This is a genomic window from Kitasatospora sp. NPDC002543 (assembly GCF_053594915.1).
In genome coordinates this window covers 17303-40705 of the sequence record NZ_JBSFWR010000039.1, presented here as the reverse complement: position 1 = coordinate 40705, position 23403 = coordinate 17303, and the positions used below count along the sequence as shown (strand labels likewise).

The 23403-nt window shown below is 73.0% G+C and carries 18 protein-coding genes and 1 tRNA gene; 10 read left to right on the top strand and 9 right to left on the bottom strand.

Annotated features, from left to right (window positions below; translation table 11 throughout):
- Positions 1–63: 63 nt before the first annotated feature.
- The 3 genes from ACWD4P_RS18610 to ACWD4P_RS18600 all read left to right on the top strand — a co-directional run bounded on the left by ACWD4P_RS18610 (position 64) and on the right by ACWD4P_RS18600 (position 4018).
- Positions 64–137: transfer RNA gene (locus ACWD4P_RS18610), tRNA-Lys, on the top strand.
- A gap of 224 nt (positions 138–361) precedes the next feature.
- Positions 362–2761: a transglycosylase domain-containing protein gene (locus ACWD4P_RS18605; protein ID WP_449780282.1), complete on the top strand. Its 2400-nt coding sequence runs from the start codon at positions 362–364 to the stop codon at positions 2759–2761.
- A 213-nt stretch (positions 2762–2974) separates the two neighbouring features.
- Positions 2975–4018 (top strand): EamA family transporter, encoded by a 1044-nt coding sequence (locus ACWD4P_RS18600; protein ID WP_449780281.1) that lies wholly within the window; start codon positions 2975–2977, stop codon positions 4016–4018.
- Here the strand turns inward: ACWD4P_RS18600 and lepB are convergent.
- Together lepB and ACWD4P_RS18590 are read right to left on the bottom strand one after the other, a co-directional pair.
- Positions 3981–4769, bottom strand: coding sequence for a signal peptidase I (lepB, locus tag ACWD4P_RS18595; RefSeq protein ID WP_359817825.1), 789 nt, complete (start codon positions 4767–4769; stop codon positions 3981–3983). The two genes, ACWD4P_RS18600 and lepB, sit on opposite strands and share 38 nt — an antisense overlap.
- 175 nt (positions 4770–4944) lie before the next feature.
- Positions 4945–5280 (bottom strand): chorismate mutase, encoded by a 336-nt coding sequence (locus ACWD4P_RS18590; protein WP_359817827.1) that lies wholly within the window; start codon positions 5278–5280, stop codon positions 4945–4947.
- Positions 5281–5555: 275 nt separating this feature from the next.
- Here ACWD4P_RS18590 and ACWD4P_RS18585 point away from each other — a divergent pair, with 275 nt between their 5' ends.
- Together ACWD4P_RS18585 and ACWD4P_RS18580 are read left to right on the top strand one after the other, a co-directional pair.
- A complete protein-coding gene (locus tag ACWD4P_RS18585; RefSeq protein ID WP_359817828.1) occupies positions 5556–5981 on the top strand; it encodes an OsmC family protein in 426 nt (141 codons plus the stop codon).
- A gap of 426 nt (positions 5982–6407) precedes the next feature.
- Positions 6408–8516, top strand: a complete 2109-nt coding sequence (locus ACWD4P_RS18580) for a putative bifunctional diguanylate cyclase/phosphodiesterase (protein WP_449780280.1) — start codon at positions 6408–6410, stop codon at positions 8514–8516.
- Between the two features lie 114 nt (positions 8517–8630).
- Here the strand turns inward: ACWD4P_RS18580 and ACWD4P_RS18575 are convergent, their stop codons facing one another.
- On the bottom strand, positions 8631–9722 hold the full coding sequence (locus ACWD4P_RS18575) for an LLM class flavin-dependent oxidoreductase (RefSeq protein WP_449780279.1): 1092 nt from the start codon (positions 9720–9722) through the stop codon (positions 8631–8633).
- Between the two features lie 641 nt (positions 9723–10363).
- Between ACWD4P_RS18575 and ACWD4P_RS18570 the strand changes: the two genes are divergently transcribed.
- Both ACWD4P_RS18570 and ACWD4P_RS18565 read left to right on the top strand, forming a co-directional pair.
- The gene (locus tag ACWD4P_RS18570) at positions 10364–10951 is read left to right on the top strand and encodes a DedA family protein (protein ID WP_359817886.1); all 588 of its coding nucleotides are present in this window, start codon (positions 10364–10366) and stop codon (positions 10949–10951) included.
- Positions 10952–11431: 480 nt separating this feature from the next.
- A complete protein-coding gene (locus ACWD4P_RS18565; RefSeq protein ID WP_359817834.1) occupies positions 11432–12709 on the top strand; it encodes a polysaccharide deacetylase family protein in 1278 nt (425 codons plus the stop codon).
- 142 nt (positions 12710–12851) lie between these two features.
- Here the strand turns inward: ACWD4P_RS18565 and ACWD4P_RS18560 are convergent, their stop codons facing one another.
- The 6 genes from ACWD4P_RS18560 to ACWD4P_RS18535 all read right to left on the bottom strand — a co-directional run bounded on the left by ACWD4P_RS18560 (position 12852) and on the right by ACWD4P_RS18535 (position 18849).
- Positions 12852–13757 carry an alpha/beta fold hydrolase gene (locus ACWD4P_RS18560; protein ID WP_449780278.1) on the bottom strand — a complete coding sequence of 302 codons (906 nt, stop codon included), beginning with the start codon at positions 13755–13757 and terminating at the stop codon, positions 12852–12854.
- Entirely contained in the window at positions 13754–14884 is a 1131-nt protein-coding gene (locus ACWD4P_RS18555) for a branched-chain amino acid ABC transporter permease (protein ID WP_449780298.1), read from the bottom strand. The genes ACWD4P_RS18560 and ACWD4P_RS18555 overlap by 4 nt, the downstream gene beginning before the upstream one ends.
- Positions 14885–15048: 164 nt before the next feature.
- Positions 15049–15915 carry a branched-chain amino acid ABC transporter permease gene (locus tag ACWD4P_RS18550; RefSeq protein WP_359817840.1) on the bottom strand — a complete coding sequence of 289 codons (867 nt, stop codon included), beginning with the start codon at positions 15913–15915 and terminating at the stop codon, positions 15049–15051.
- Positions 15915–16679 (bottom strand): ABC transporter ATP-binding protein, encoded by a 765-nt coding sequence (locus ACWD4P_RS18545; RefSeq protein WP_449780277.1) that lies wholly within the window; start codon positions 16677–16679, stop codon positions 15915–15917. The genes ACWD4P_RS18550 and ACWD4P_RS18545 overlap by 1 nt, the downstream gene beginning before the upstream one ends.
- Before the next feature lie 86 nt (positions 16680–16765).
- Positions 16766–17572, bottom strand: a complete 807-nt coding sequence (locus ACWD4P_RS18540) for an ABC transporter ATP-binding protein (RefSeq protein ID WP_449780276.1) — start codon at positions 17570–17572, stop codon at positions 16766–16768.
- 5 nt (positions 17573–17577) lie between these two features.
- Positions 17578–18849: a substrate-binding domain-containing protein gene (locus ACWD4P_RS18535; RefSeq protein WP_449780275.1), complete on the bottom strand. Its 1272-nt coding sequence runs from the start codon at positions 18847–18849 to the stop codon at positions 17578–17580.
- A 507-nt stretch (positions 18850–19356) separates the two neighbouring features.
- On the opposite strand from ACWD4P_RS18535, the gene ACWD4P_RS18530 reads away from it, so the two are divergent.
- The 3 genes from ACWD4P_RS18530 (at position 19357) to ACWD4P_RS18520 (ending at position 23394) form a co-directional block, all read left to right on the top strand.
- Positions 19357–20118 carry a CoA transferase subunit A gene (locus ACWD4P_RS18530; RefSeq protein ID WP_449780274.1) on the top strand — a complete coding sequence of 254 codons (762 nt, stop codon included), beginning with the start codon at positions 19357–19359 and terminating at the stop codon, positions 20116–20118.
- A gap of 4 nt (positions 20119–20122) precedes the next feature.
- Positions 20123–20839: a 3-oxoacid CoA-transferase subunit B gene (locus ACWD4P_RS18525; RefSeq protein ID WP_359817850.1), complete on the top strand. Its 717-nt coding sequence runs from the start codon at positions 20123–20125 to the stop codon at positions 20837–20839.
- A gap of 497 nt (positions 20840–21336) precedes the next feature.
- The gene (locus ACWD4P_RS18520) at positions 21337–23394 is read left to right on the top strand and encodes a glycosyltransferase family 2 protein (RefSeq protein ID WP_449780273.1); all 2058 of its coding nucleotides are present in this window, start codon (positions 21337–21339) and stop codon (positions 23392–23394) included.
- Positions 23395–23403 lie beyond the last annotated feature (9 nt).

Here is a 23403-nt window from a genome sequence, read left to right as displayed (position 1 = left end):
CCGGGCGGTCCAGGCCGGTTCGAGGCACCCCTCGGGAGCGTGTATTGTTTTCCAGGTCAGCAGGCGCCGCTAGCTCAGTTGGTTAGAGCAGCTGACTCTTAATCAGCGGGTCCGGGGTTCGAGTCCCTGGCGGCGCACAGACAGTTGGGGAGCCTCTCGCAGCAGCGAGGGGCTCCCCGATTTTTTGGCCTCCGACGTCCGTTTTGCGTGTGATGTCGGTCTCGATTGGCGATCCGCCGGAGCCATCCGGCCCGTTCTGCTCGTCCAGGGCAGTAGAACCGGAATCGGGACAAAGGTCCCCAACCGCCGATGTCCCCGTCCGTGCAGGCTGCCCAGGTGCGCCCGCAGGAAAGGCCGCGCTTTGTCCAGAAACGCCCAGGGCGGCCGTCGCACGCCGTCGATCGGCCTCCGCCCGGTCAAGCGGTTCAAGCGTTCCACCGGCTCGACCGGCTCCGCCGGCGGGTCCGGCGGCAGGAAGCCGCGCCGTCCGAAGCGCACCGGCTGGCGACGGCTGATACCCACCTGGCGGATGACCCTGCTCGGCTTCGGCTCGGCGCTGCTGCTCGGCATCGGCCTGTTCGTGCTCGGGGTGTTCCTGGTGAAGGTGCCGGACGCGCACGCCGCCGCGACGGCCCAGAGCAACACCTGGCTCTACTCGGACGGTTCGGTGCTCACCCGCACCGGCCAGACCAACCGGCAGAACGTCGCCCTGGACAAGGTCTCCCCCGCCGCCCAGCACGCCGCGCTGGCCGCCGAGGACCGGAACTTCTACAACGAGGGCGCGGTCAACGTCCAGGGCCTGGCCCGGGCCGCGATCAACACCGCCAAGGGCCAGGGCACCCAGGGCGGTTCCACCATCACCCAGCAGTACGTGAAGAACACGTACCTGAACCAGAAGCAGTCGATCACCCGCAAGGTGAAGGAACTGTTCATCGCCATCAAGGTGGACGCCACCGAGAGCAAGGACGACATCCTCTCCGGCTACCTGAACACCTCCTACTACGGCCGCGGCGCCTACGGCATCCAGGCCGCCGCCCAGGCGTACTTCGGCGTCGACGCCTCCGCCCTCGACCCCGCCCAGGGCGCCTACCTGGCCACCCTGCTGAACGCCCCGAGCGCCTACGACGTCGCCACCGCGACCGCGGCCGGCAAGCAGAACGCCGTCAACCGCTGGAACTACGTGCTCGACGGCATGGTCAAGGAGGGCTGGCTCTCCGCGGACGAGCGGGCGAAGACCGCCTTCCCGGACGTCCGGGACCCGCAGCCCAACCCGGGCCTGTCCGGCCAGGCCGGCTACCTGGTCGACGCGGCCACCAAGTACCTCACCTCCAGCGGCGTGATCAACGAGACCGAGCTGGCCAAGGGCGGCTACACGATCAAGCTGACCATCGACCCGGCCCGCCAGCAGGCCCTCCAGGACTCCGTCCAGGCCCAGCTGCACGACAACCTGAACCCGGACAAGCGGAAGAAGGACGCGGCCGCCCAGGCCGGCGCCGCCTCGGTGGACCCGAAGACCGGCGCGGTCGTCGCCCTGTACGGCGGCGTCGACTACGTGAAGCACTACGTCGACAACGCCACCCGGCGCGACTACCAGGCGGGCTCGACCTTCAAGGCGATCGCGCTGGCCGCCGCCTTCGAGAACAACGCCAAGACCCAGGAGGGGCGCACCGTCACCCCGCGCACGGTCTACGACGGCACCAGCGGCCGGAAGGTCCGCGGCGGCAAGGGCACCCCGTACGCGCCGCCGAACGAGGGCGACAAGAGCTACGGCCAGATCAGCCTCCAGCAGGCCACCGACTGGTCGGTCAACTCGGCGTTCGCGCAGCTCGCGCAGGACACCGGGCTCCAGAAGGTCAAGGACACCGCCGTCGCGCTGGGCCTGCCCGGCAACACCCCGGGCCTCGACCCGGTGCCGTCCATCCCGCTGGGCGCGGCCACCCCGAGCGTGCTCGACATGGCCGGCGTGTACGCCACGCTGGACAACGGCGGCAAGCAGATCACCCCGTGGCTGGTGCAGTCGGTGGACCGCGAGGGCGAGAACGTCGCGCTGCCCGCCCACAAGACCACCCAGGCGATCAGCGAGGACACCGCCAACCAGGTCACCTCGATGCTCCAGGGCGTGGTGAGCGACCCGGGCGGCACCGGCTGGCGCGCGAAGGCGCTCGGCCGCCCGGCGGCGGGCAAGACCGGCACCACCGACGACCAGAAGTCCGTCTGGTTCGTGGGCTACACCCCCGAGCTGGTCACCTCGGTCGCGTTGTTCGGCCAGGACCCGGGCAACGGCTCCCAGGTCAGCCTGAGCGGCGTCGGCGGCATCGACGGCGCGGCCGGCGGTCAGTTCCCGGCCCAGATCTGGACCAGCTACATGAAGGCCGCGCTCAAGGGCCAGTCGGTCAGCGACTTCCCGACCCCGGCCGGCGGCGACTCCTCGGGCGCCACCGACCTGCCGACCGCCCCGAGCACCCCGAGCAGCGCCCCGTCGACGAGCGCTCCGACCGACGCTCCGAGCACCGGCCCCACCACGACCCCGGGCAACGGCTCGACCTCGGCGGGCGGCGGTGACGGCGGAACGGCCACCACGCCGACGGCTCCGCCGACCAGCCAGCCGACCACCCAGCCCACCCGGCCGACCCGGCCCACCTCCAGGCCGACGCCGACCACCCAGCCGACCGCGCCCCCGACCTCGCAGCCGACCACCCCGTCCACGGGCGGGACGGACGCGGTCGCCGGGGCGGGCGCCTCGTCCGGGTCCGGGGGCTGACGGACGACGCCGGTGGAGCCCGGGGCCTTCGAGGCCCCGGGCTCTCGGGCCTTCCGGGCCTCCGCGCCTCGGGACCCGGGTGCGCGGAACCGGGTGCGCGGAACCGGGGCCGCACGGGCTCGGTTGAGTGCGCCACTACGCACAGGTGGAGGCAGGACCGAATGACGGAATGGCGCCTTACCCGATCATCGGTATGACTGTCACAATGCGGCCGTGCACAGATCAACGGCCTCGCCCTCCGTCCCCTCGGGCAGAACCCTCGGCCTCGGCCTCGCGCTGGTCTCCGCCATCGCCTTCGGCGGCTCCGGCACCGCGGCCAAGCCGCTGATAGAGGCCGGACTCTCCCCGCTGCACGTGGTGTGGCTCCGCGTCACCGGAGCGGCGGTCGCGCTCCTCCCGGTCGCCTACCGGCACCGGGACGCCGTCCTGCGCCGCCCCGGCCTGCTGCTCGGCTTCGGGCTGCTCGCCGTCGCGGGCGTCCAGGCCTGCTACTTCGCGGCGATCTCCCGCATACCGGTCGGCGTCGCCCTGCTCATCGAGTACCTCGGGCCGCCCCTGCTGATCGGCTACGTCAAGTTCGTCCAGCGCAAACCGATCACCCGCGGCGCGGCCATCGGCGCCGGCGTGGCGGTGGCCGGGCTGGCCTGCGTGGTCGAGGTCTGGAACGGTCTGAGCTTCGACGCGCTCGGCGTGCTGTTCGCCCTCGGCGCCGCCCTCTGCCAGGTCGGCTACTTCGTGCTCGCCGACGCCGGCCGGCACGGTGACCGCCCGGTCGACCCGCTCGCGGTCAGCGCGTTCGGGCTGCTCGTCGGCGCGGTACTGCTCACCGCCCTCACCCGGCCGTGGCAGGCCGACTGGGGCAAGCTCGGCGGGTCGGTGGTGATGAACGGGCACACCCTGCCCGCGTTCCTCCCGGCCGCCTGGATGGTGCTGATCGCGACCGTGCTCGCCTACCTGACCGGGGTGATCTCGGTCGGCTACCTCTCGCCGCCGATCGCCGGCGTGGTCGCCAACCTGGAAGCGGTGGTGGCCACCGTGACGGCCTGGGTGCTGCTCGGCGAACACCTCGGGCTGCCGCAGATCGCGGGCGGCCTGCTGGTACTGACCGGGGCCTTCGCCGCTCAGGCGAGCAAGCCCGCGGAGGCGGAAGCGGTGCCGGTCGGCTCCGCCGGCGGCTCCGCTCAGGGGGCCGCCGAGCGGGTGGCCGCCGAGCGCGGGGTCAGCGGCCGGTCCAGCCGAACCAGTCGAGGTGACTGAGCGGCCACACGACGGCCGACACCGGGCCCACCACGTTGTCCACCGGCACGGCGCCGCCACCCGGGCCGTGCTGGTGGTAGCGGGAGTCCGCGGAGTCGCTGCGGTGGTCGCCCTCGACCCAGACGTGGCCCGCGGGCACCTTCACCGGCCCGAAGTCCAGCCCGGCACAGGAGTCGTCCCCGGGGTGCAGGTACGGCTCGTCGACCTTCCGCCCGTCCACGGTCAGCGTGGTGCCCTGGCACTGCACGGTCTGACCACCGGTCGCGATGACCCGCTTGACCAGGTAGTTGTCGTCCTTCGGCGGCACCAGGCCGACGAAGCTGAGCACCGAGCTCACGGCGTTGGTGACGGGGTTCGGGTCGGTGGGCTGCGGCGGCAGCCATCCGCCCGGGTCCTTGAACACCACCGGCTGCCCCGGCTCCGGCTCCCAGCCGGTCAGCGGCGCCAGCTTGTTCACGCCGACCCGGTCGCCGATCCGCAGGGTGTTCTCCATCGAGCCGGACGGGATGGTGAACACCTGGAACAGGCAGGTCTTGATCAGCAGGGCGACCACCAGGCCGACCGCCGCCATCACCGGCAGCTCGATCCACCACGGCCGGGGACGCCGGCCCGAGCGGCGGTTCGCCCGGCCGCGCGGACCGCGCGCCCGGCGACGGTCCCCGCCGCGGCCTCCGGACACCCCGTGGGCGTTCGACGCGGGCCCGCCGGGGGCTCCGGCTCCGCTGGACGTCTCGGGCAGGTTCACCGCCATCGTCGCTGCTCCACCTCTCCGGCTGGGGAAACCTGCACGCTACGCCAACCGTGGAGCCTGACGAAATCGGTCATTTAGCCGCCGCCGACAACACCGGGTGTCCCGGTGCCGGGCCAGAGGTTCCCGGCCCGTGCTGCCGGGCTTCATGGTTCCCGGCCCGTGCTGCCGGGCCCGGTCAGGCGCGGGCGATGGCCTCGTGGTGGCGGATGACCTCGGCGATGATGAAGTTCAGGAACTTCTCCGCGAAGACCGGGTCCAGCTTGGCTCCGGCCGCCAGCTCCCGCAGCCGCTTGATCTGGTCCCGCTCGCGCGCCGGGTCGGCCGGCGGCAGCTTGTGGGCGGCCTTGAGCCGGCCGACCCGCTGGGTCGCCTTGAAGCGCTCGGCCAGCATGTGGACCACCGCGGCGTCGATGTTGTCGATGCTCTCGCGCAGGCTGGTCAGCTCGGCCCGTACGGCGTCGTCGATCCCCTCGGTCAGGCCGGTGTCGGGGGTCGTGGAGTGGTCCGTCATCGGGGCGGCTCCCGGTGTCTGGAGTGGGCGCCCGACCGCACGGCGGCCGGGCTCGGGCCCGGGCAAATCTAACAGGGCCCCCGCTCCGGCCCCGCACCGCCGGACGGAACCGTCCACGATCCGGACAGCGGGCCGGCACCTGTCCACCGGCGCCGCGCACCCGTCCGACCTCCCCGGCGTGACGCGCCGGAGCGGGAGGGCGCTGCCCGTAGGCTGGGCCGTGCATGACCGGAAGTGACCGCTCGAACACTCCCTCAGCACTGGAGGAACCGACCGTGGCAACCACCCGCACCGCCACCACCGCGTGGGAGGGCAACCTCCTCGACGGGAAGGGAGAGGTGACCTTCGAATCGTCCGGCATCGGCACGTACCCGGTGTCCTGGCCGTCCCGCGCCGAACAGGCCAACGGCAGGACCAGCCCGGAGGAGCTCATCGCCGGCGCCCACTCGGCGTGCTTCTCGATGGCCCTCTCGCACGGCCTCACCGGCGCCGGCACCCCGCCCACCAAGCTGGACACCAAGGCCGACGTGACCTTCCAGCCCGGCACGGGCATCACCGGCATCCACCTGACCGTCGTCGGCGTCGTCCCCGGGCTGGACGAGGCCGGCTTCGTGAAGGCCGCCGAGGACGCCAAGGCCAACTGCCCGGTCAGCCAGGCCCTGACCGGCACCACCATCACCCTCTCCGCCTCGCTGGCCTGAGCCTCCCTCCTCCTTCTCCCTCCTCCTTTCTCCGCGCTCCTCCCGAGTCCTTCCGGCGTCGGCTCCGGACCGGCTCCCGGCCCGCTCCGCTTCCGGCGCGCGACCGGCGCCCAGGGGCGCGGCTTCGGCGCACGCGCCCCTGGCGCACATCATGTGATGTGCACCGGGGGCGTCTGCACGTATCGCCATTCATGATCACAAAGCGGGCGAATCACCCTGGCGGCGGTCACCGCGTGTTGCCGTCGCGGCCTATGATCGGCCGCAGCGCCCTGTCCTTCAGGCGGGTCTCCACGCGCCGGCGCCCCACGACGGGCGGCCCCGCAGCGGACCGACTCCGATGACCACGACAGAGTGCGGAGCCGACCGCCGGATCCCGACCGGCCGGCCGGACCATCGTCAAGCGTCAGCAGCGGACGGGAGCATGCCGTGCCGGGCCAGAACGAGGGGGCCGACGCACACCACCCGGGCGTGCGGCACGAGGAGTCACCGCGCCACCGCCACCTCGCCTCGCCGCTCCTGGAACCCTCCGTCGGGCCCACCGTCGGATCGGCCGTCGGTACGGCCGTCGGGCCCCTGGGCGGATCCGGCGCCGGCCCCGCCTCGGGAACCACCACCGCCCTCGGCACCTGCGGAACGCTGGCGGAGCCGGAGCTGCTGTTCTGCCCCACCTGCGCGGCCCCGCTCACCGGCGACGCCCCCCGGGACCGGGCACTCACCGACGGCACCCGGGAGGGCCTCGGCGCCGACCGGCTGCTGGCGGCACTGCGGGCCAGCGAGTCCCGGTTCCGGGCCGCCTTCTGCGACGCCGTCATCGGCATGGCCCTGATCGACGCCGAGGACCGGATCATCGAGGTCAACCCCGCCTTCGCCAACCTGATCGGACGGAGCGTCGGCGAACTGGTCCGCACCCACCTGCACCGGATCATCGACCCGGAGGGCATGCCGGACCGGCTCTTCTCCGAGCTCGTCCGCGGGGAGCGGGAACGGTTCCGCGTGGAGAAACAGCTCAAGCACCGCGAGGGCCACACCGTCTGGAGCAAGGTCACCGTCTCGCTGATCCGGGACGGCGCCGGGGATCCCCTCTACACCCTCGCGCTGGTCGAGGACATCACCGAGCAGCGCCGCCTCGGCGACCGGCTGGAGTACCAGGCCCTGCACGACCCGCTGACCCGGCTGCCCAACCGGGCCTACTTCTTCGACCGGCTCGACGCCGCCTGCCTCACGCCGGTCGACCGGCGTGAGGCTACGGCCGAGACCCCGGACGAACGCCGGGTCGGGGTCTGCTACCTGGACCTCGACGGCTTCGCCGCGATCAACGAGGCGCTCGGCCACCACATCGGCGACCAGCTGCTGATCGCCGTCGCCACCCGGCTGCGGCGGGGGTTCGACAGGCGCGACACCCACCTGGTGGCCCGGATGGGCGGCGACGAGTTCGCCGTCCTGGTCACCGACAGCCGGGGCAGCGAGCAGCTGACCGAGCTGGCCGCCCGGATCCTGGAGGCGCTGGAACGTCCCTTCGACGTCGCCGGGCACCGGCTGGTGATCACCGCCAGCGTGGGCGTGGTCGAGCGGTCCGTGCACGAGACCACCCCTACCGACCTGGTCAAGGACGCCGACGCCACCCTCTACTGGTCCAAGGCCGACGGCCGCGCCCGCTGGACCCTCTACGACCCCGACCGCGGCGCCCACCAGCTCACCCGGCAACTGCTCGCCACCTCGCTGCGCCCGGCCCTGGAGCGCGGAGAGTTCACGATCGAGTACCAGCCGCTGGTCGGCCTGGCCGACGGCACCGTGCACGGCGCGGAGGCGCTGGTCCGCTGGCGCCACCCCCGCTACGGGACGCTCTCCCCGGACCGCTTCATCCCGCTCGCCGAGGAGACCGGCGCGATCGTGCCGCTCGGCACCTGGGTGCTGGAGGAGTCCTGCCGCCAGGCCCGGCAGTGGCTCGCCGAGTTCCCCGAGACCGAGACCTTCGTGAGCGTCAACCTGGCCGCCCGCCAGATCTGGGACTCCGACATCGTCGCCGACGTCGCGCGGGCCCTCGAACGCACCGGCCTGCCGGCCCGGCTCCTCCAGCTGGAGATCACCGAGAGCGCCCTGCTCGGCCCCGGCGGCCGCCCCCTCCAGGCGCTCCAGGCGCTCGCCGACATGGGCGTGCGGATCGCGATCGACGACTTCGGCACCGGCTACTCCAACCTGGCCTACCTCTCCCGGCTGCCGGTCCACGTGCTCAAGCTCGACGGCACCTTCATCGAGGGCTTCCGCGAGCCCGCCCCGACGGACCGCCCCGGCCGCCCCGAGCTCGGCTCCCGCCGCAGCGACGCGGACGAGCAGATCGTCGGCGCGATGGTGCAGCTCGCCCACACCCTCGGCCTGACCGTCACCGCCGAGGGCATCGAGAGCGCCGCCCAGGCCGAGCGCCTGCGGCTGACCGGCTGCGACACCGCCCAGGGCTGGTACTTCGCCCGCCCGGGCGAGGCCGAGCTGGTCGCCGCCATACTCCGCGAGGGCCGCCCCTCCCTGGACGGCCGTTAGCCGCGGAGCGGGGCTAACCAGGGACGGGCCCGCCACCCGGAAGGCCCCCGGCGGCCGGTCGCACCCGGGCCGCCGGGGCAGTGCTGTCAAGGCACCGTCGTCAGCGCACCCCCGTCAGACCGTCGCCGTCAGGCCGTACGCCTCGGCGATCAGGCCGTACGAGCGGAGCCGGGCCTCGTGCCCGTGGATGTGCGAGGTGACCATCAGCTCGTCCACGCCGGTCCGCTTGCGCAGCGCCTCCAGCCCGTCGGCGACCCGGCCCGGCTCGCCGAGCACGACGTTGTCGAGCCAGCTGTCGATGAAGTCCTCCTCGGCCGGGCTGTACGGGTACTGCTCGGCCTCCTCCGGGGTCGGGATCGGGCCGGGGTTGCCACGCCGCAGGCGGAGCATGCCGAGGGCCGCGGAGCGGGCGAGGCGCCGGGCGGAGGGCTCGTCGTCGGCGGCGACCGCACTGACTCCGATCAGCGCGTACGGCTCGGCGAGCACGGCCGACGGGCGGAAGGACGACCGGTAGAGGTCCAGCGCCGGGACGGTGTTGGCGCTGCTGAAGTGGTGGGCGAAGGCGAACGGGAGGCCGAGGCGGCCCGCCAGCTGGGCGCTGAAGCCGGAGGAGCCGAGCAGCCAGACGGGCGGGCGGCCCTCGCCCTTGGGGACGGCGGTCAACCGGGCGTAGGGGTGGCCGTCCGGGAAGTCGCCGTCCAGGAAGTGGGTCAGCTCGGCGAGCTGCTGCGGGAAGTCGTCCGCGCCTTCGGTGAGCCCGCGGCGCAGGGCCCGGGCGGTGGCCGGGTCGGTGCCGGGGGCCCGGCCGAGCCCGAGGTCGATCCGCCCGGGGTGCAGGGCCTCCAGCAGGCCGAACTGTTCGGCGATGGCCAGCGGCGCGTGGTTGGGGAGCATGACGCCGCCGGAGCCGAGCCGCAGCGTCGTGGTGTGGGCCCCGAGGTGGGCGATCAGGACGGCGGGGGTGGAGCTGGCCACCCCGGGCATGCCGTGGTGCTCGGCCACCCAGAAGCGGTGGTAGCCCCACTGCTCGGCCTTGCGGGCCAGTTCGGTGGTGGCGGCGAGGGCCTCGGCGGGCGTGTGGCCGACGCCGACGGTGGCCAGGTCGAGGATCGAGAGCGGCGCGGGTGCCGTTCCACGGGCGACGCCCCTGATCGCCGTGCCGGCCGGCGGCTCGGTCCCCTGCTCCTGCTGGTCCTCGGTGGTCATTCCGTCCGCCCTCCTGGCTGTCGTCCTTGAGCCGGCCGTCTCGAGCCGGCCGTCGTGGGCGACCGCGCGGGCCCGGGTGGCCCGCCGGTCTCTGTCGCCGACCGGGGTCAACCCCGGCCGGGGGCTCGCTGTTCCCGTTCCCGGGGTGTCGTCCGGCCACGGTCCGGACGGGTTTCGGCCATTTCGCACGGAAGTCCGGTTGGCGGCCCGGCTGACGGAGAGCCAGCGGCCGAACACGGTTGGCGACTTCCCGCCAGCGCCGGAAGTCGCCAACGCGGGTACTCGCGGCAGGGGCCCGGTGTCCGGCAGGCTGGGCCCGGAGCGGGTCGCCGGAACGGGATCCGCACTCCACCAGCAAGATCGTCGGGCTGGACCAGCACCGGACGATCACTGCGAGCCCTCGGCGCGGCACCCCGCCCCGGGGGCTCGTTCGGGTTCCGGCGGCCCTCCGCCACCCGGGCACCCCCGCCCTGACCGGCCCGGACGCGCGATTCGCCGTTGTCCGACGCGGCCGGAATCAGCGGCCGTGACCGATGCCATACCGGGGTGCTTCATGCCATGAAAAGTCGAGGCGCTAGCGTTGACCTCTGAGCCACCTGCTCCCCCGGGAGGCGTGGAGGGAGTAAAGGGCCTTGAACTTCGTGGCCGCGATCGGATCCTCGTGGATCTGCGCGCTGGCGCTCGTCGCCGTGCTCGGGGACGCCCTCCTTCCGTTCATCCCCAGCGGAACGCTGGTCATCCTGGCCGTGCTCAAGACCGCGCAGATCAACGGTGCGCCCGTACTGCTCGGACTGGGCGTGGCGGTGGCCTCCTTCCTGGGCGACCTCCTGCTGCTCAACCTGGCCCGGCGCGGCGCCCCGGTGCTGCACCGCCGGCTCGCCCGGCGTCCGAAACTCGCCGCCAGCGTGACCAGGGTCCAGGAGGCCCTGATCGAACGCCCCCACGGGGCGGCCGCCGCGATGGTGGTAATCGCGCGGTTCGTCCCGGCCGGGCGGACCGTCCTCGACCTGGCGATCGGCCACTCCCCCGCCCACCCGCACCGGTTCCTACACTGGTCCGCGCTGGCGGCGCTGGTCTGGGCCGCCTACATCGTGACGCTGGGCTGGCTGAACAGCCACTGGTTCGACACGGCCTGGCTGAGCCTGGCGGTCTCCTGCGTGGCGGCGACCGCCATCAGCACCGCGATCGCGCGCATGGTGCGGCGCACCCGGCGGCTCGCCGCGCTCTGACGGCCCTCCCGCCGCTCACGCCCGGCCGACCGGCCGACCCCGGTGACGCACCCGGGGTGACCGGACCGACCCGCCCCGACCACCCCCCTCCGTACGGCCCGCTCCGGGGGTCCGTACACCTGACGGGCGGTTCCCCTGGCGGGCCTCCGGCCGCCAGGGGCAGCACGGGGCAAAAGTTTCCCCAAAAGGGCGACCAACCCGGCCGAACGCTGACGAACTCCGCCGGGCGGCGGGCGGCCCGGCGGTACCGTACTGACCGGGCCGCACGGGGCGGGAAGCGTCACAGGACGGCAACAGTCGGCGCATCCCCGCAGCCCAGCCGGATGCGCCCGGCGTGTTCAGAGTCGTCAGCGCTCGGCGACCTTGGTGGCTACTGCGGCGACATGACATGCTAACGGCGGAATACTCATCAAATTGCCCGATTTGACCGGTGCGGCTGCGGGCCGCCCTCACCACCGGTATCGGCATCCAGGGGAGACGATGACCAACATCTCGCGCAGGACGGTGCTCAGTGCGACCGCCGCGACCGCTGCCCTCGGCGCGGTCACGGCCTGCTCCAGCGGCGGGTCCGGTTCGGGCCGGGGCACCACCTCCCCCGGTCCCGGCGGCGCGAGCACCAACCCGGCCGGGACCGGCGACCCCACCCAGGCGGTGGTGCCCAAGGGCACCCCGATCGGCGACGGTTCCAACGCGGACACCGGCCCCCAGCCGAACCAGCCCAAGCCCGAGAAGCTCAAGCCGGGCGAGCGCCCGCCCCAGTTCGTGGTCTTCTCCTGGGACGGCGCCGGCGGCACCGAGGACGGCCAGTTCCCCCGCTTCCTGAAGCTGGCGGAGCAGTACAAGGCCACGATGACCTTCTTCCTCTCCGGCATCTACGCCCTGCCCAAGGGCAAGGCCGACCTCTACCACCCGCCGAAGCACTCGGTCGGCGCCTCCGACATCCCGTACCTGTCGGACGGCGCGGTGAAGAGCACGCTCAAGCTCATCAGCCAGGCCTGGCTGGCCGGGCACGAGATCGGCACCCACTTCAACGGGCACTTCTGCTCCAGCCGTCCGGACAAGAACGGGGTCAACATGTGGACCCCCGAGGACTGGCAGAGCGAGATCGACCAGGCGATCGGCTTCGTCACCCAGTGGCGGACCAACACCGGCTTCACCGACGTCGACCCGCTCCCCTTCGACTACAAGAAGGAACTCATCGGCGGCCGCACCCCCTGTCTGGAGGGCCAGAAGGCGCTGCTGCCGACCATCGCCAAGCTGGGCTGGAAGTACGACGCCAGTTCCTCGGGCGGGCTGCAGATATGGCCGCAGAAGGTGCAGGACGGCAAGGTCTGGGACTTCCCGCTGCAGTCCATCCCCTTTCCCGGGCACAACTTCCAGGTCCTGTCGATGGACTACAACATCCTGGCCAACCAGTCCAAGGGCAGCACCAAGGGCGACCCCGCCATGTACGGCGAGTGGCGCACCCAGGCCGCCAACTCCTACCTCGCGGGCTTCGAGCGGGCGTACAACAGCAACCGCGCGCCGTTCTTCATCGGCAACCACTTCGAGCAGTGGAACGGCGGCATCTACATGGACGCCGTCGAGGAGACCCTCAAGAGCATCGCGGGCAAGCCCGATGTCCGGCTGGTCTCCTTCAAGCAGCTGGTCGAGTGGCTGGAGGTGCAGGACCAGTCCACCGTGCGCAAGCTGCGCTCGCTCAACGTCGGCCAGGCGCCGGCGGGCGGCTGGGAGAGCTTCCTCGGCACGGCGGGCTGACCCGCCCGGCGCCGGGGCGGGACACCGGCGCGGACACGGACGGCGGATACGGCACCGGTACCGGCCGACGGGGGTTCGGGCCCCGTCGGCCGGTGCGTCGTTCCGGGTCGGCCCGAGGCGGCCGACCGTCCGAGGCGGCCGGCTATCCGGCGGCGGGGACGTCCGCGAGCAGGAGGCGGGCGATGCGCTCCGCCCCGGCCTCGCCCCAGAGGATCGAGTAGTGGTTGGTGTCCGGCACCGGCGAGGCGGGCACCCGCTCCGGGTCCAGCCCGGCCAGTGCGATCCGCTCGTGGTCGTAGAGGCCCTGCGGCTCGTCGAGCAGGCCGCGCTCGGCCCAGAGCAGGTCGGCCGGACAGGGCAGCCGGTGGACGGCGGCGGCCGCGTCCTCGTCCAGCAGGACCTGGGCGCCGTCGGTCTGCACGGCCTCCAGCACGCAGGAGGAGCGCAGTTCGGGCTCCGTGCCGACGAGGTCGCGCTGGGTGTAGGCGTCGATCCCCTCGGTCCACTCACCGGCGAAGGCGGGGTGCCCGCGCCAGAACTCCCGGTAGGCGCCCCGGTCCGGGAAGGTCGTGGACAGCCGGGCCAGTGCGGGGCCGAGCACCGCGGCCAGGGCGTCCTCCTCGCGGATGCCCGGCGGCAGCGGGAAGGTCACCGCTCCGTCGACCAGCAGGACGCGGCGGACCAGGTCGGGGTGCCGGACGGCGGCCAGGGCGGTGACCCAGGCCCCCATCGAGTGGCCGACCACCGTGACGGGCCCCGATCCGAGCGTGCCGATCAGCGCGGCCACGTCGTCGGCGTGCCGGGCCAGCCCGTACGGTCCGGCGACCGAGCGGCTGGCGCCGCGGCCCCGCAGGTCGGGCGCGAGCAGGGTGGCCCGGCCGGCGAGCCGGCGGGCGACCTCGTACCAGGCGAGGCCGTTGGCGGTGATGCCGTGCACCGCCACGATCGTCGGGGCCCGCGGGTCGTCGGCGGGCCAGCGCAGGACGGCCAGGTCCCCACCGGGCACGGGGACGGTCGACTCCTCGGGCTTCAGCGGCGACTGGCTCACGCGGGGGTACCTCCGGTGGGGTGGGCGGTGCCGAGCCCGGCCGTCGCCGGAGCGGAGCGGGCGGACCGGGCGGATCGGATGCGGGCAGGCAGTCTAGCCAGGCCGCCGGGCAGCAGGTAGACCACGGCGACGAACAGGGCGCCCAGCAGGAACAGGGGTTGGGAGAGCGGCACGCGCAGCAGGGCCGGCAGGTCGGCGACGGTCGACGAGTTGGCGAGGTCGCCGAGCCGGTGGCTCGCCCAGGTGTACAGGACACCGCCGAGCAACGGCCCCCAGCGGGTGCCGGAGCCGCCGAGGACGACCATGACCAGGAGCGCGAGCGTGGCGTCCGAGGTGGCGGCCTGCGGGGTGGCGCCGCCGGTCAGCAGCAGGTAGACCACCCCGCCCAGCCCGGCGAGCCCGCCAGCCAGCACGAAGGCGACCAACTTGTAGCCGTAGGGCCGCAGTCCGAGTACCTCGACCCGGCGCTCGTTCTCCTTGATGCCCTCCCAGACCCGGCCGATCGGCGACCTGACGGCCCAGTGGACCGCGGCGAGCGTCAGCACCAGGTAGCCGACGGCGATCCAGTAGAGGTTGGCGGTGTTCTCGATCCCGAGCAGGCCGGAGGGCAGCAGGTCGGCCGGGGCGGACCGGCCCTCCTCGCCGCCGGTGACGCCGCCGGGGTTGCGCTGGACGAGGATCGAGCCGGCCTGGGCGAAGGCGAGGGTGACCATGGAGAAGCCGATGCCGGTGACCCGCAGGCTGACCGAGCCGAGCAGCAGGGCCAGCAGTACGGAGCAGGCGACGCCGAACACCGCGGCGGCGGCGAACGGCAGCCGGAGCTCCAGCATGCCGAGGTCGGTGGCGTAGAGGCCGGTCGCGAAGTAGAGCGCGTGGCCGAAGGAGAGCAGTCCGGTCCGGCCGAGCAGGAGGTCGTAGCCGGTGGCGAGCGCCCCGTAGAGCAGGCACAGGGCGAGCAGTTGGAGGCTTCCCGGGCTGCCGAGCGGGCCGTCGAGCAGTCCCGGGACGGGAAGCGCACTGTACGGGGCGACAAGGAGCGTGATCAGCAGGGCGATCGGCCACCAGCGTAGCGCTCTGTGCACGCCTGTCCGGCGATTGGTGACCGAATCACCTGTTCGAGGGATGATGCCGGACTCGGTCCTGTGTTCACCATGGGTCTCGGCAAGGCCGGTGTCAGTCCCCCTTGCCACAGTGGCGGTGTCGGCGGGGCTGGTGTCGGTCCCCCCTGCCGGACGGACGGCGCTGCGGTCGGCCCCGGGGCCACCGGTGCTCGTGATCGGTGTTTCGGCGCTCACGCGAGCCTCCCGGTGAGTCCACGGGGTCGGACGAGAAGCAGCACGGCGAGCAGGACGACGACCGAGAGGTCGCCGAGCCCGGCGCCGGTGTAGTAGTTGGCGAACTGCTGGACGAGGCCGACGCCCACGGAGGCGACGGCGGCTCCGGTCACGGAGCCCATGCCGCCCATCACCACGACGACGAAGGCGAAGATGAGCAGGCCGGTCCCCTGGCCGGGATTGACCGAACCGAAGTAGAGGCCGCCGAGGGCGCCACCGAGGGCGGCGGCCGCCCCGCCGAGGGCGAAGACGAGGGTGAACGCCTTCCGGACGTCGATGCCGAGCGCCGTGACCATCGCCCGGTCCTCGACGCCCGCCCGGACGATCAGCCCGTAGCGGGTGCGGGCGAGGAACAACCGAAGAGCGAGCAGCAACAGTGCGGCGGCGGCCACCAGCACGAACCGGTTGACCGGGACGGTCGCACCGAGCACGTGCCAGGTGCCGGACAGCAGCTCCGGCTGGGGGAAGGGGCGGGAGTCCGCGCCCCAGATCCCCATCAGCAGGGCGGGCACGGCGAGCCCGACCCCGACGGTGGCGAGGATCTGGTCGCGGGGTCGGCTGTAGAGCGGCCGGATCAGGAAGAGCTCCAACAGGACGGCGGCGGCCGTTCCGACCAGGGTGCCGAACGGCACCGCGAGCCAGAAGGAGAAGCCGGCCTCGACACCGGCCCACCAGGTGGCGTAGGCGCCGATGGAGAGCAGGGCGCCGTGCGCGAAGTTGAGCACGTCCATCAGACCGAAGATCAGCGACAGACCGGAGGCGACCAGGAAGTACAGCGCACCGAGACCGAGCCCGGTACAGAAGAGGAGGACGACGGTGTCCATCAGGGCTTCACCTCGGCGGTGAGGACGGAGGAGGCGGCGGGCCGGGGCCCGCCGGCGAGCGGGTGGCGGGAGCCGACGCCGAGCAGGCGGCGCGCGGCCTCCTCGTCGGACAACAGCTCGGCGGTGTCCCCGCGGTGGGCGGTACGGCCGTCGGCCAGGACGGCGCAGGTGCCGGCCAGTCGGCGGACGAGGGCGAGGTTCTGCTCGACCAGCAGGACGGGCACGGCCTCGGCCGCGCGGGCCAGCACGTCGGCCACCTCGGCGACGATCTTCGGGGCCAGGCCCTTGGTGGGCTCGTCGGCGATGATCAACCGGTTGCGGTTGAGCAGCGTCCGGCCGATCGCCACCATCTGCTGCTGACCGCCGGAGAGCGTCCCGGCCAACTGGCCGGCGCGCTGCTTGAGTTCGGGGAAGAGCTCGTGGACGAGCGCGTAGTTCGGCTCACCGGCTTCGCCCCCGCTCCCGGCGGCGCGCTCGGCGAGGCGGAGGTTCTCGGCGACCGTCAGGCCGGCGAAGATCCCCCGGTCCTCGGGCGCGTAGCCGATGCCGTGGCGGACGACCAGATGTGTGGGAAGGGAGGCGAGTTCGGCGCCGTCGAGACGGATGCTTCCGGTGCGCGGCACCAGGCCCATGACGGCCTTGACGGTGGTGGTCTTTCCGGCGCCGTTGCGGCCCAGGAGCGCGGTCACCCCGGCGGGGGCCACATCGAGGTCCACGCCGTGCAGGATGTGCAGCCCGTCGATGACCACCCGCAGATCGCGCACGGAGAGGAGGGGTCCGCCGACGGACGACGGAGAGGATGCGGAACGCCCCGAAGGAGCGGGGCGCCCGGCGGAGAGCGGAGAGGAGGTCACAACGCCTCACCCAGGTAGGCCTGTTGCACGGTCGGGTCGGCCATCACGGCCTCGGGGGTGTCCAGGGCGAGCAGGGTGCCGTGGTGCATCACCGCGAGCCGGTCGGCCAGGCCGAGCAGGACGTCCATGTGGTGCTCGACCATCAGGACGGTCCGGCCCAGGTCCCGGTGGACGGAACGGATCAGCTCGGTGAGGGCGGGCACCTCCTCCGCGCTGACACCGGCCATCGGCTCGTCCAGCAGGATGAGGCGGGGCTCGGAGACCAGCAGGACGGCCAGCTCCAGCTTGCGCTTCTCCCCGTGGGAGAGCGCGCCGGCCAGGGTGTCCGCGCGGTGGGTGAGTTCGGTGCGCTCCAGGGTGTCGGCCAGCTGCCGCTCGTAGCGGTCGGCGCGGCGCCAGAGCCGGTACGAGGCCCCCGGTCCGGCCGCTGCCTGGGCGGCCAGGCGGACGTGGTCGGCGACGGTCATCCCCGGCCAGAGGGAGGAGGTCTGGAAGGTGCGGCCGAGCCCGCGGCGGGCCCGGGCGTGCACCGTATCGGCGGTGATGTCCGCGCCGTCGAGGTGGAGGCTGCCGTGGGTCGCTGGGTAGATGCCCGAGACCAGGTTGAACAGGGAGGTCTTGCCGGCGCCGTTGGGCCCGATGAAGGCGATGAACTCGCCTTCGCCGACCGAGAAGGAGACGTCCTCGACGATCGGCACCCCGCGGACGGACCAGCCGAGCCCGTCCAGGCGCAGCACCGGGGAGGAGGACGCGGAGGAGCGCGTGGAGGACGTGGCAGGGGTGGAGGTGGTGCGGGCGGACATGGGGATCAGCCCGCCATCGGGGTGACCGGAGGTGCCGCCTCGTCCGCGGTCAGGGTCTTCTCCACCGAGGGCTTGGCGGCGGCGCCGGTGCCGGTCAGCCGCACCTGGAACATCGGCTGGAGCAGGGCGTGGTCCTCGGCGCGAACCGTGGTCCTTCCCTTCACCCCGTCGAAGCTCCAGCCCTCCAGCGCCTTGACCAGGGCCGAGGTGTCGTCGGCGGAGCCGTGGTTGGACTCGACGGCGTGCACGATCATCTGGGCGGCGGTGAAGCCGTCCGGGGTGAAGATGTCCGTCTTGCCGCCCGCGGCGGTGACGGCCTCGGTCATGGCCTTCTCGACCGGGGTGCCCGCGGCGCCGTCGAAGTAGTGGTTCAGGAAGGAGATCTTCTCGCCGGCCGGGCCGAACAGCGGGTAGGAGGCGGCCAGGTCGAGGCCGGTCACGACCTTGGTGTCGGCGAACACGTCCTGCTGGTTGAGCGCCGTCCACAGGGCCGAGGCGGTGTCGCCGGCCCAGGCGACGAACAGCAGGTAGGGCTTGGCGGTCTTGGCCTGGGTGGCGAAGGGGGTGAGGTCGGTGGCGCTCGGCGGGGCGAGCACCTGGTCGACCGTCGCGCCCTCGGCACCGAGCAGCGCCTTCACGGCGGCCACGTTGGCCTGGCCGAAAGCGTTGTCCTGCGCGAGCACGGTGACCTTCTTGCCCTTGGCGTCACCGACGAACGAGGCCGCGGTCTTGATGTCCTGGTAGGACTGGCGGCCGGAACGGAAGGTGTACGTGTTCAGTCCGGTGGCCTTGTCGGCGGCGGCGGGGCCGCTGATGAAGAGCACCTTGTTCTGGGCGGCGATCGGGCCGACCTGGAGGGCCACCCCGGAGGCGGTGGATCCTGCCAGCACCTTGTAGCCCTTGCCGATCAGGTCCTTGGCGGCGGACACCGCCTTGGCCGGGTCGCCCGCGTCGTCCTGCTCCTCGAACTCGATCTTGTGCCCCTCGACCGCGCCGGTGCCCTTGGTCGCGTAGCCCAGGCCGGCCTTGAAGCCCTCCAGGTACTGCTTGCCGTAGGCGGCCAGCGGCCCGGTCTTGGAGTACACCAGGCCGACCTTGATCGGGCCCTTCGTTCCACCGTCCGCCGCGCTCGTCCCGGCCGTGCCGGCCTTGGCGCAGCCGGAGGCGAGCAGGACGCAGGCCGCGAGGGCGGCGAGCTTCCGCGCCGGGCCGCCGGTCAGGGAGTCGCCCGGGCGAACGCCGGAGGCGGTCCTGGAGGGGGCTGTCGAGCTGCGCATGGTGACCGACTCCTGAGGTGCGGCGGGGTGGATGCGGGAACCGTAGGTGTGCGGTGGGGGCGGCGACATGTGCCCGATCGACGCATCAGCCCGCCGGGATGTGGCGTCAGCCCACATACCGTCGGCCTGCCGCGGCCTCCCTTGCCCGAGGGTGTGGCAGGACGCCATGGGTCGGTGCGGACCCATGGCGGTGGTCGCCATGGCTGCGGAGCCCCTGCCCGGTGACGGTGGAGGGGCGCGGAGCCCGGCCGGCGGCAGCCACCCCAGCGGCGTGCCCGACCCGGTCCCGCCCGGGCAGGACCCCAGCCCTGCCCGGTACGGCCACGGGCTCCGCGCCGTTCCCGAGCCCGCCGGCCCGGCCCTCCCGCCCGTCCCGCCCGTCCCACCGCCGCGCACGCCCCTGCCCCACGCCCGCGGCCCGTCCTCGCTCCGCGCCCCTTCCTCCGCGCCCCTTGCCCCGCCGCTCCCCCTCTCCTCCCTCCTCCCACTCCCTCAAGAGGTGACCCCTTGGACAAGGTCCTGGACTCCCCCGCCGCCGCGGTCGGGGACATCCCCGACGGAGCCGTGCTGGCCGTCGGCGGCTTCGGTCTCTGCGGCATCCCGAGCACGCTGATCGGCGCCCTGGTGGACTCCGGTGCCACCGGACTGCGGGTGGTCTCGAACAACTGCGGGGTGGACGACTGGGGGCTGGGCCTGCTGCTGCGGGCGGGCCGGATCGCCCGGATGACCTCCTCGTACGTCGGGGAGAACAAGGAGTTCGCCCGGCAGTACCTCTCCGGCGAGCTGGAGGTGGAACTGACCCCGCAGGGCACGCTGGCCGAGCGCTTGCGGGCGGGCGGTGCCGGCATCCCGGCGTTCTTCACCCCGGCCGGGGTCGGCACCCAGGTCGAGGAGGGCGGGCTGCCCTGGCGCTACGCGGCCGACGGTTCGGTGGCCCTGGCCTCCCCGCCGAAGGAGGTCCGGGAGTTCGGCGGCCGTCGGTACCTGCTGGAGGAGGCGATCACGGCGGACTTCGCGCTGGTCCGGGCCGAGGTGGCCGACCGGCACGGCAACTGCGTCTTCCACGCCGCTGCCCGCAACTTCAACCCGCTCTGCGCGGCGGCGGGCCGGATCACCCTCGTCGAGGCGGACCGGATCGTCGAGCCGGGCGAGCTCCCCCCGGACGCGGTGCACCTGCCCGGGGTGTACGTCGACCGGGTGGTGGCCGCCGACCCCGAGGACCGCCGCATCGAGCGCCGGACCGTCCGCCCCGCACTCCAGGAGGCCTGACCCGATGCCCACCGAGACCGCCGCCCCCACGCCCGTGGCCGCCGACACCGCTGCCGCCCTCGGCACCGGCGCCGCCGCCTCCCCCGCCCTCGACCCCCGCAACGCCCTGGCCGCCCGCGCCGCCCGCGAGCTGCGCGACGGCCAGTACGTGAACCTGGGCATCGGCCTGCCGACCCTGATCCCCAACCACCTCCCGCCGGGCGTCGAGGTGGTGCTCCACTCGGAGAACGGCATCCTCGGCGTCGGCCCGTACCCGGAGGAGGGCGCCGAGCACGCCGACCTCATCAACGCGGGGAAGGAGACGGTGACGGTCGCCCCCGGCGCCTCCTACTTCGACTCCGCCTTCTCCTTCGGCATGATCCGGGCCGGACGGATCGACGTCTCGGTGCTCGGCGCGATGCAGGTCTCCGCCGCCGGGGACCTCGCCAACTGGATGATCCCCGGCAAGATGGTCAAGGGCATGGGCGGGGCGATGGACCTGGTGCACGGGGCCCGCCGGCTGATCGTGGTGATGGAGCACACCGCCCGCGACGGCTCGCCGAAGATCGTCGAGGGGCTGTCACTTCCGGCTACCGGCCGGGGAGTTGTGGACCGGATCGTCACCGACCTCGCGGTGGTCGACGTGACGCCGGAGGGGCTGCGGGTGGTGGAGACGGCGCCCGGCGTCGGCTTCGCCGAGGTCCAGGCAGCGACCGGCGCCACCCTGCTGCCGCCGCTCTGAGGCAGGCCCGGACCCCCGCTCGAAACCGCACACGGAACGGCCGGACCGCCCCTCGGGCGGTCCGGCCGTTCCACTGCCCCCGCAAACCACCTCGCGGGCCGCCCCTCGCACCACCCCCGGAGCGAATTCCCCGCAATAGCACCACCGCCCGCCATCGCGGCCGGGAACCGCGGCATCTTCACGCCTGGACGGCGCCGATCTCCAGGACTGGTTGCGATCACCGGTGCGCTCAGGGAGAGTTGGGGAGACCAAGGATCCCGACGTGCCCGGAGGGGAAACTGGAAAGTGCATCGGGATCCCGGATTCGAAGCCGCCGTACCGACGCACGACTGAACCGGTCGCACCCGCCGAATACGCGGGACGCCCCGGCCGATTCCGGCTGAGGCCGACCGGTTCCACCCGTTCCGCCCCGCTCCACCCGGACGGCTCCGAGTCGACGCAGGTCCACGCAGAAGCCGAGCGAGCCGAACCAGGCGCGAACTCCGGGGGGAGCAGCTATGACCACGCCGCCGTTCTCACGACGCAGGGGCGTCGGAACGGCCCGCGGGCGAGGCGCCGGGGAGCTGGACGAGGCCGCGCTGAGGGCCGTCCCCGCACCCGAAGCCCCTTATGACTACGGCCACTTCAGTCGGCTCGCCGGTCCGGCGCACGACCCGGACGAGGACGACGACCTCGGCGGCGGCGTCTACTGGCCCGAGCCGATGCCGCCGCACGGCCGGCCCCTCGATCCGGCCCCCGAGCCGTCCGCCGCGGCTCCCTACCGGGTCCGGTACCGCAGCCTGCTGCGCCGGGAGCCGCACCGGATCCGCGCCGCCCTGCTGATGCTGGCCGCCCCGGTGGTGGAGGCGGTGCTGCTGGTCTGGCTGCTGCTGCCGGAGCACTGGCCCGAGCGGCTGGACGAGACGAACGCCCTGGTGCTGCTGGGCGACAAGGTGATGATCGGCATCATCGCCGTCGTCGAGGTGTTCCGGCTGGTCAACGTGGTCTCCAACACCCACGCCACGCTGGTCGCCCGCGATCCCGTCCCGGTGACGCCGGAGTCCGGCACCCGGGTCGCCTTCCTCACCACCTGTGTGCCGGGGAAGGAGCCGCCGGAGATGGTCCGGGCCACGCTGACCGCGGCCCGGGCCGTGAGACACGACGGACCGTACGACGTCTGGCTGTTGGACGAGGGAAACGATCCTGCAATGCAGGCGCTCTGCACCGAGTTGGGGGTCCGCCACTTCAGCCGCGCCGGCCGGCCGCACTGGAACCGGCCGAAGGGCCGCTTCCGCGCCGGGACCAAGCACGGCAACTACAACGCCTGGCTCCAGGCCCACGGCGACGACTACGAGTTCTGGGTGTCCGTGGACACCGACCACGTCCCGCTGCCCGACTTCTGCGAACGGATGCTCGGCTACTTCCGCGACCCCGACGTGGCATTCGTGGTCGGCCCCCAGGTGTACGGGAACTACCGCAGCTCGGGTTCGGCCGTCACCAAATTCTCCGAGAGCCAGCAGTACCTCTTCCACGCCCTCATCCAACGCGCCGGAAACCGTTACGGCGCACCGATGTTCGTGGGCACCAACAACGCCGTCAGAATCCGCGCGCTCCAGTCGATCGGCGGGTTGTACGACTCCATCACCGAGGACATGGCGACCGGCCTGGAGTTCCACCGGAGCCGGAACCCGGAGACCGGGGAACGCTGGAAGTCCGTGTACACCCCGGACGTGCTCGCGGTCGGCGAAGGACCGTCCTCCTGGACGGACTTCTTCTCCCAGCAACTGCGCTGGAGCCGCGGCACCTACGAGACCCTGCTCACCCGGTACTGGCGGGTGCTGTGGCAGCTGTCGCCCGGCCGGCTGCTCAACTACTCGCTGATGGTGGGCTTCTACCCGATGGCGGCGCTCACCTGGCTGCTCGGCGGCCTGTCCAGCGTGCTCTACCTGGGCTTCGGCGCCTCGGGCGTGCACGTCTCCTCGGAGATCTGGATGATGCTCTACAGCGACGCCGCCGCGCTCCAACTCCTCCTGTACACCTGGAACCGCAAGCACAACGTGAGCCCGCACGAGCCGGCCGGCTCCTCCGGCGTCGCCGGCATGGTGATGTCGGCGCTCTGCGGCCCGGTCTACGCGGCCTCCCTGCTCCAGGCGCTCGTCCGCCGCCGCAGCCGCTTCGTGGTGACGCCCAAGGGCAGCTCGGCCAGCACCGACCGGCTCTCCACCTTCCGCTTCCACCTGTTCTGGACGCTGGTGTTCGCCGGCGCGATCACCGCGTCCCACTTCACCGGCTACGACCACGTCGCGATGCGCACCTGGGCCTGGATCGCCCTGCTGCTCACCCTCCTGCCGGTCCTGATCAGCGCCGGTGACGCCGTCCGCCGGCGCCGGACCCGCCCCACCGCCACCCTCACCGTCACCGGCGGCCCGTCCTCCACCCCGACCGTCCTCCTGGAGAAGCGCCGTCCCCGCCACGCCCGCGACCCCCGGGCTCCCCGGCCCGCCCGCACACCACCGGCGCCGCCGTTCACCCGGGCCGCCTCCGACCGCACCGAGGACCGCACGCCCCTGTCCTGACCGGAGCCA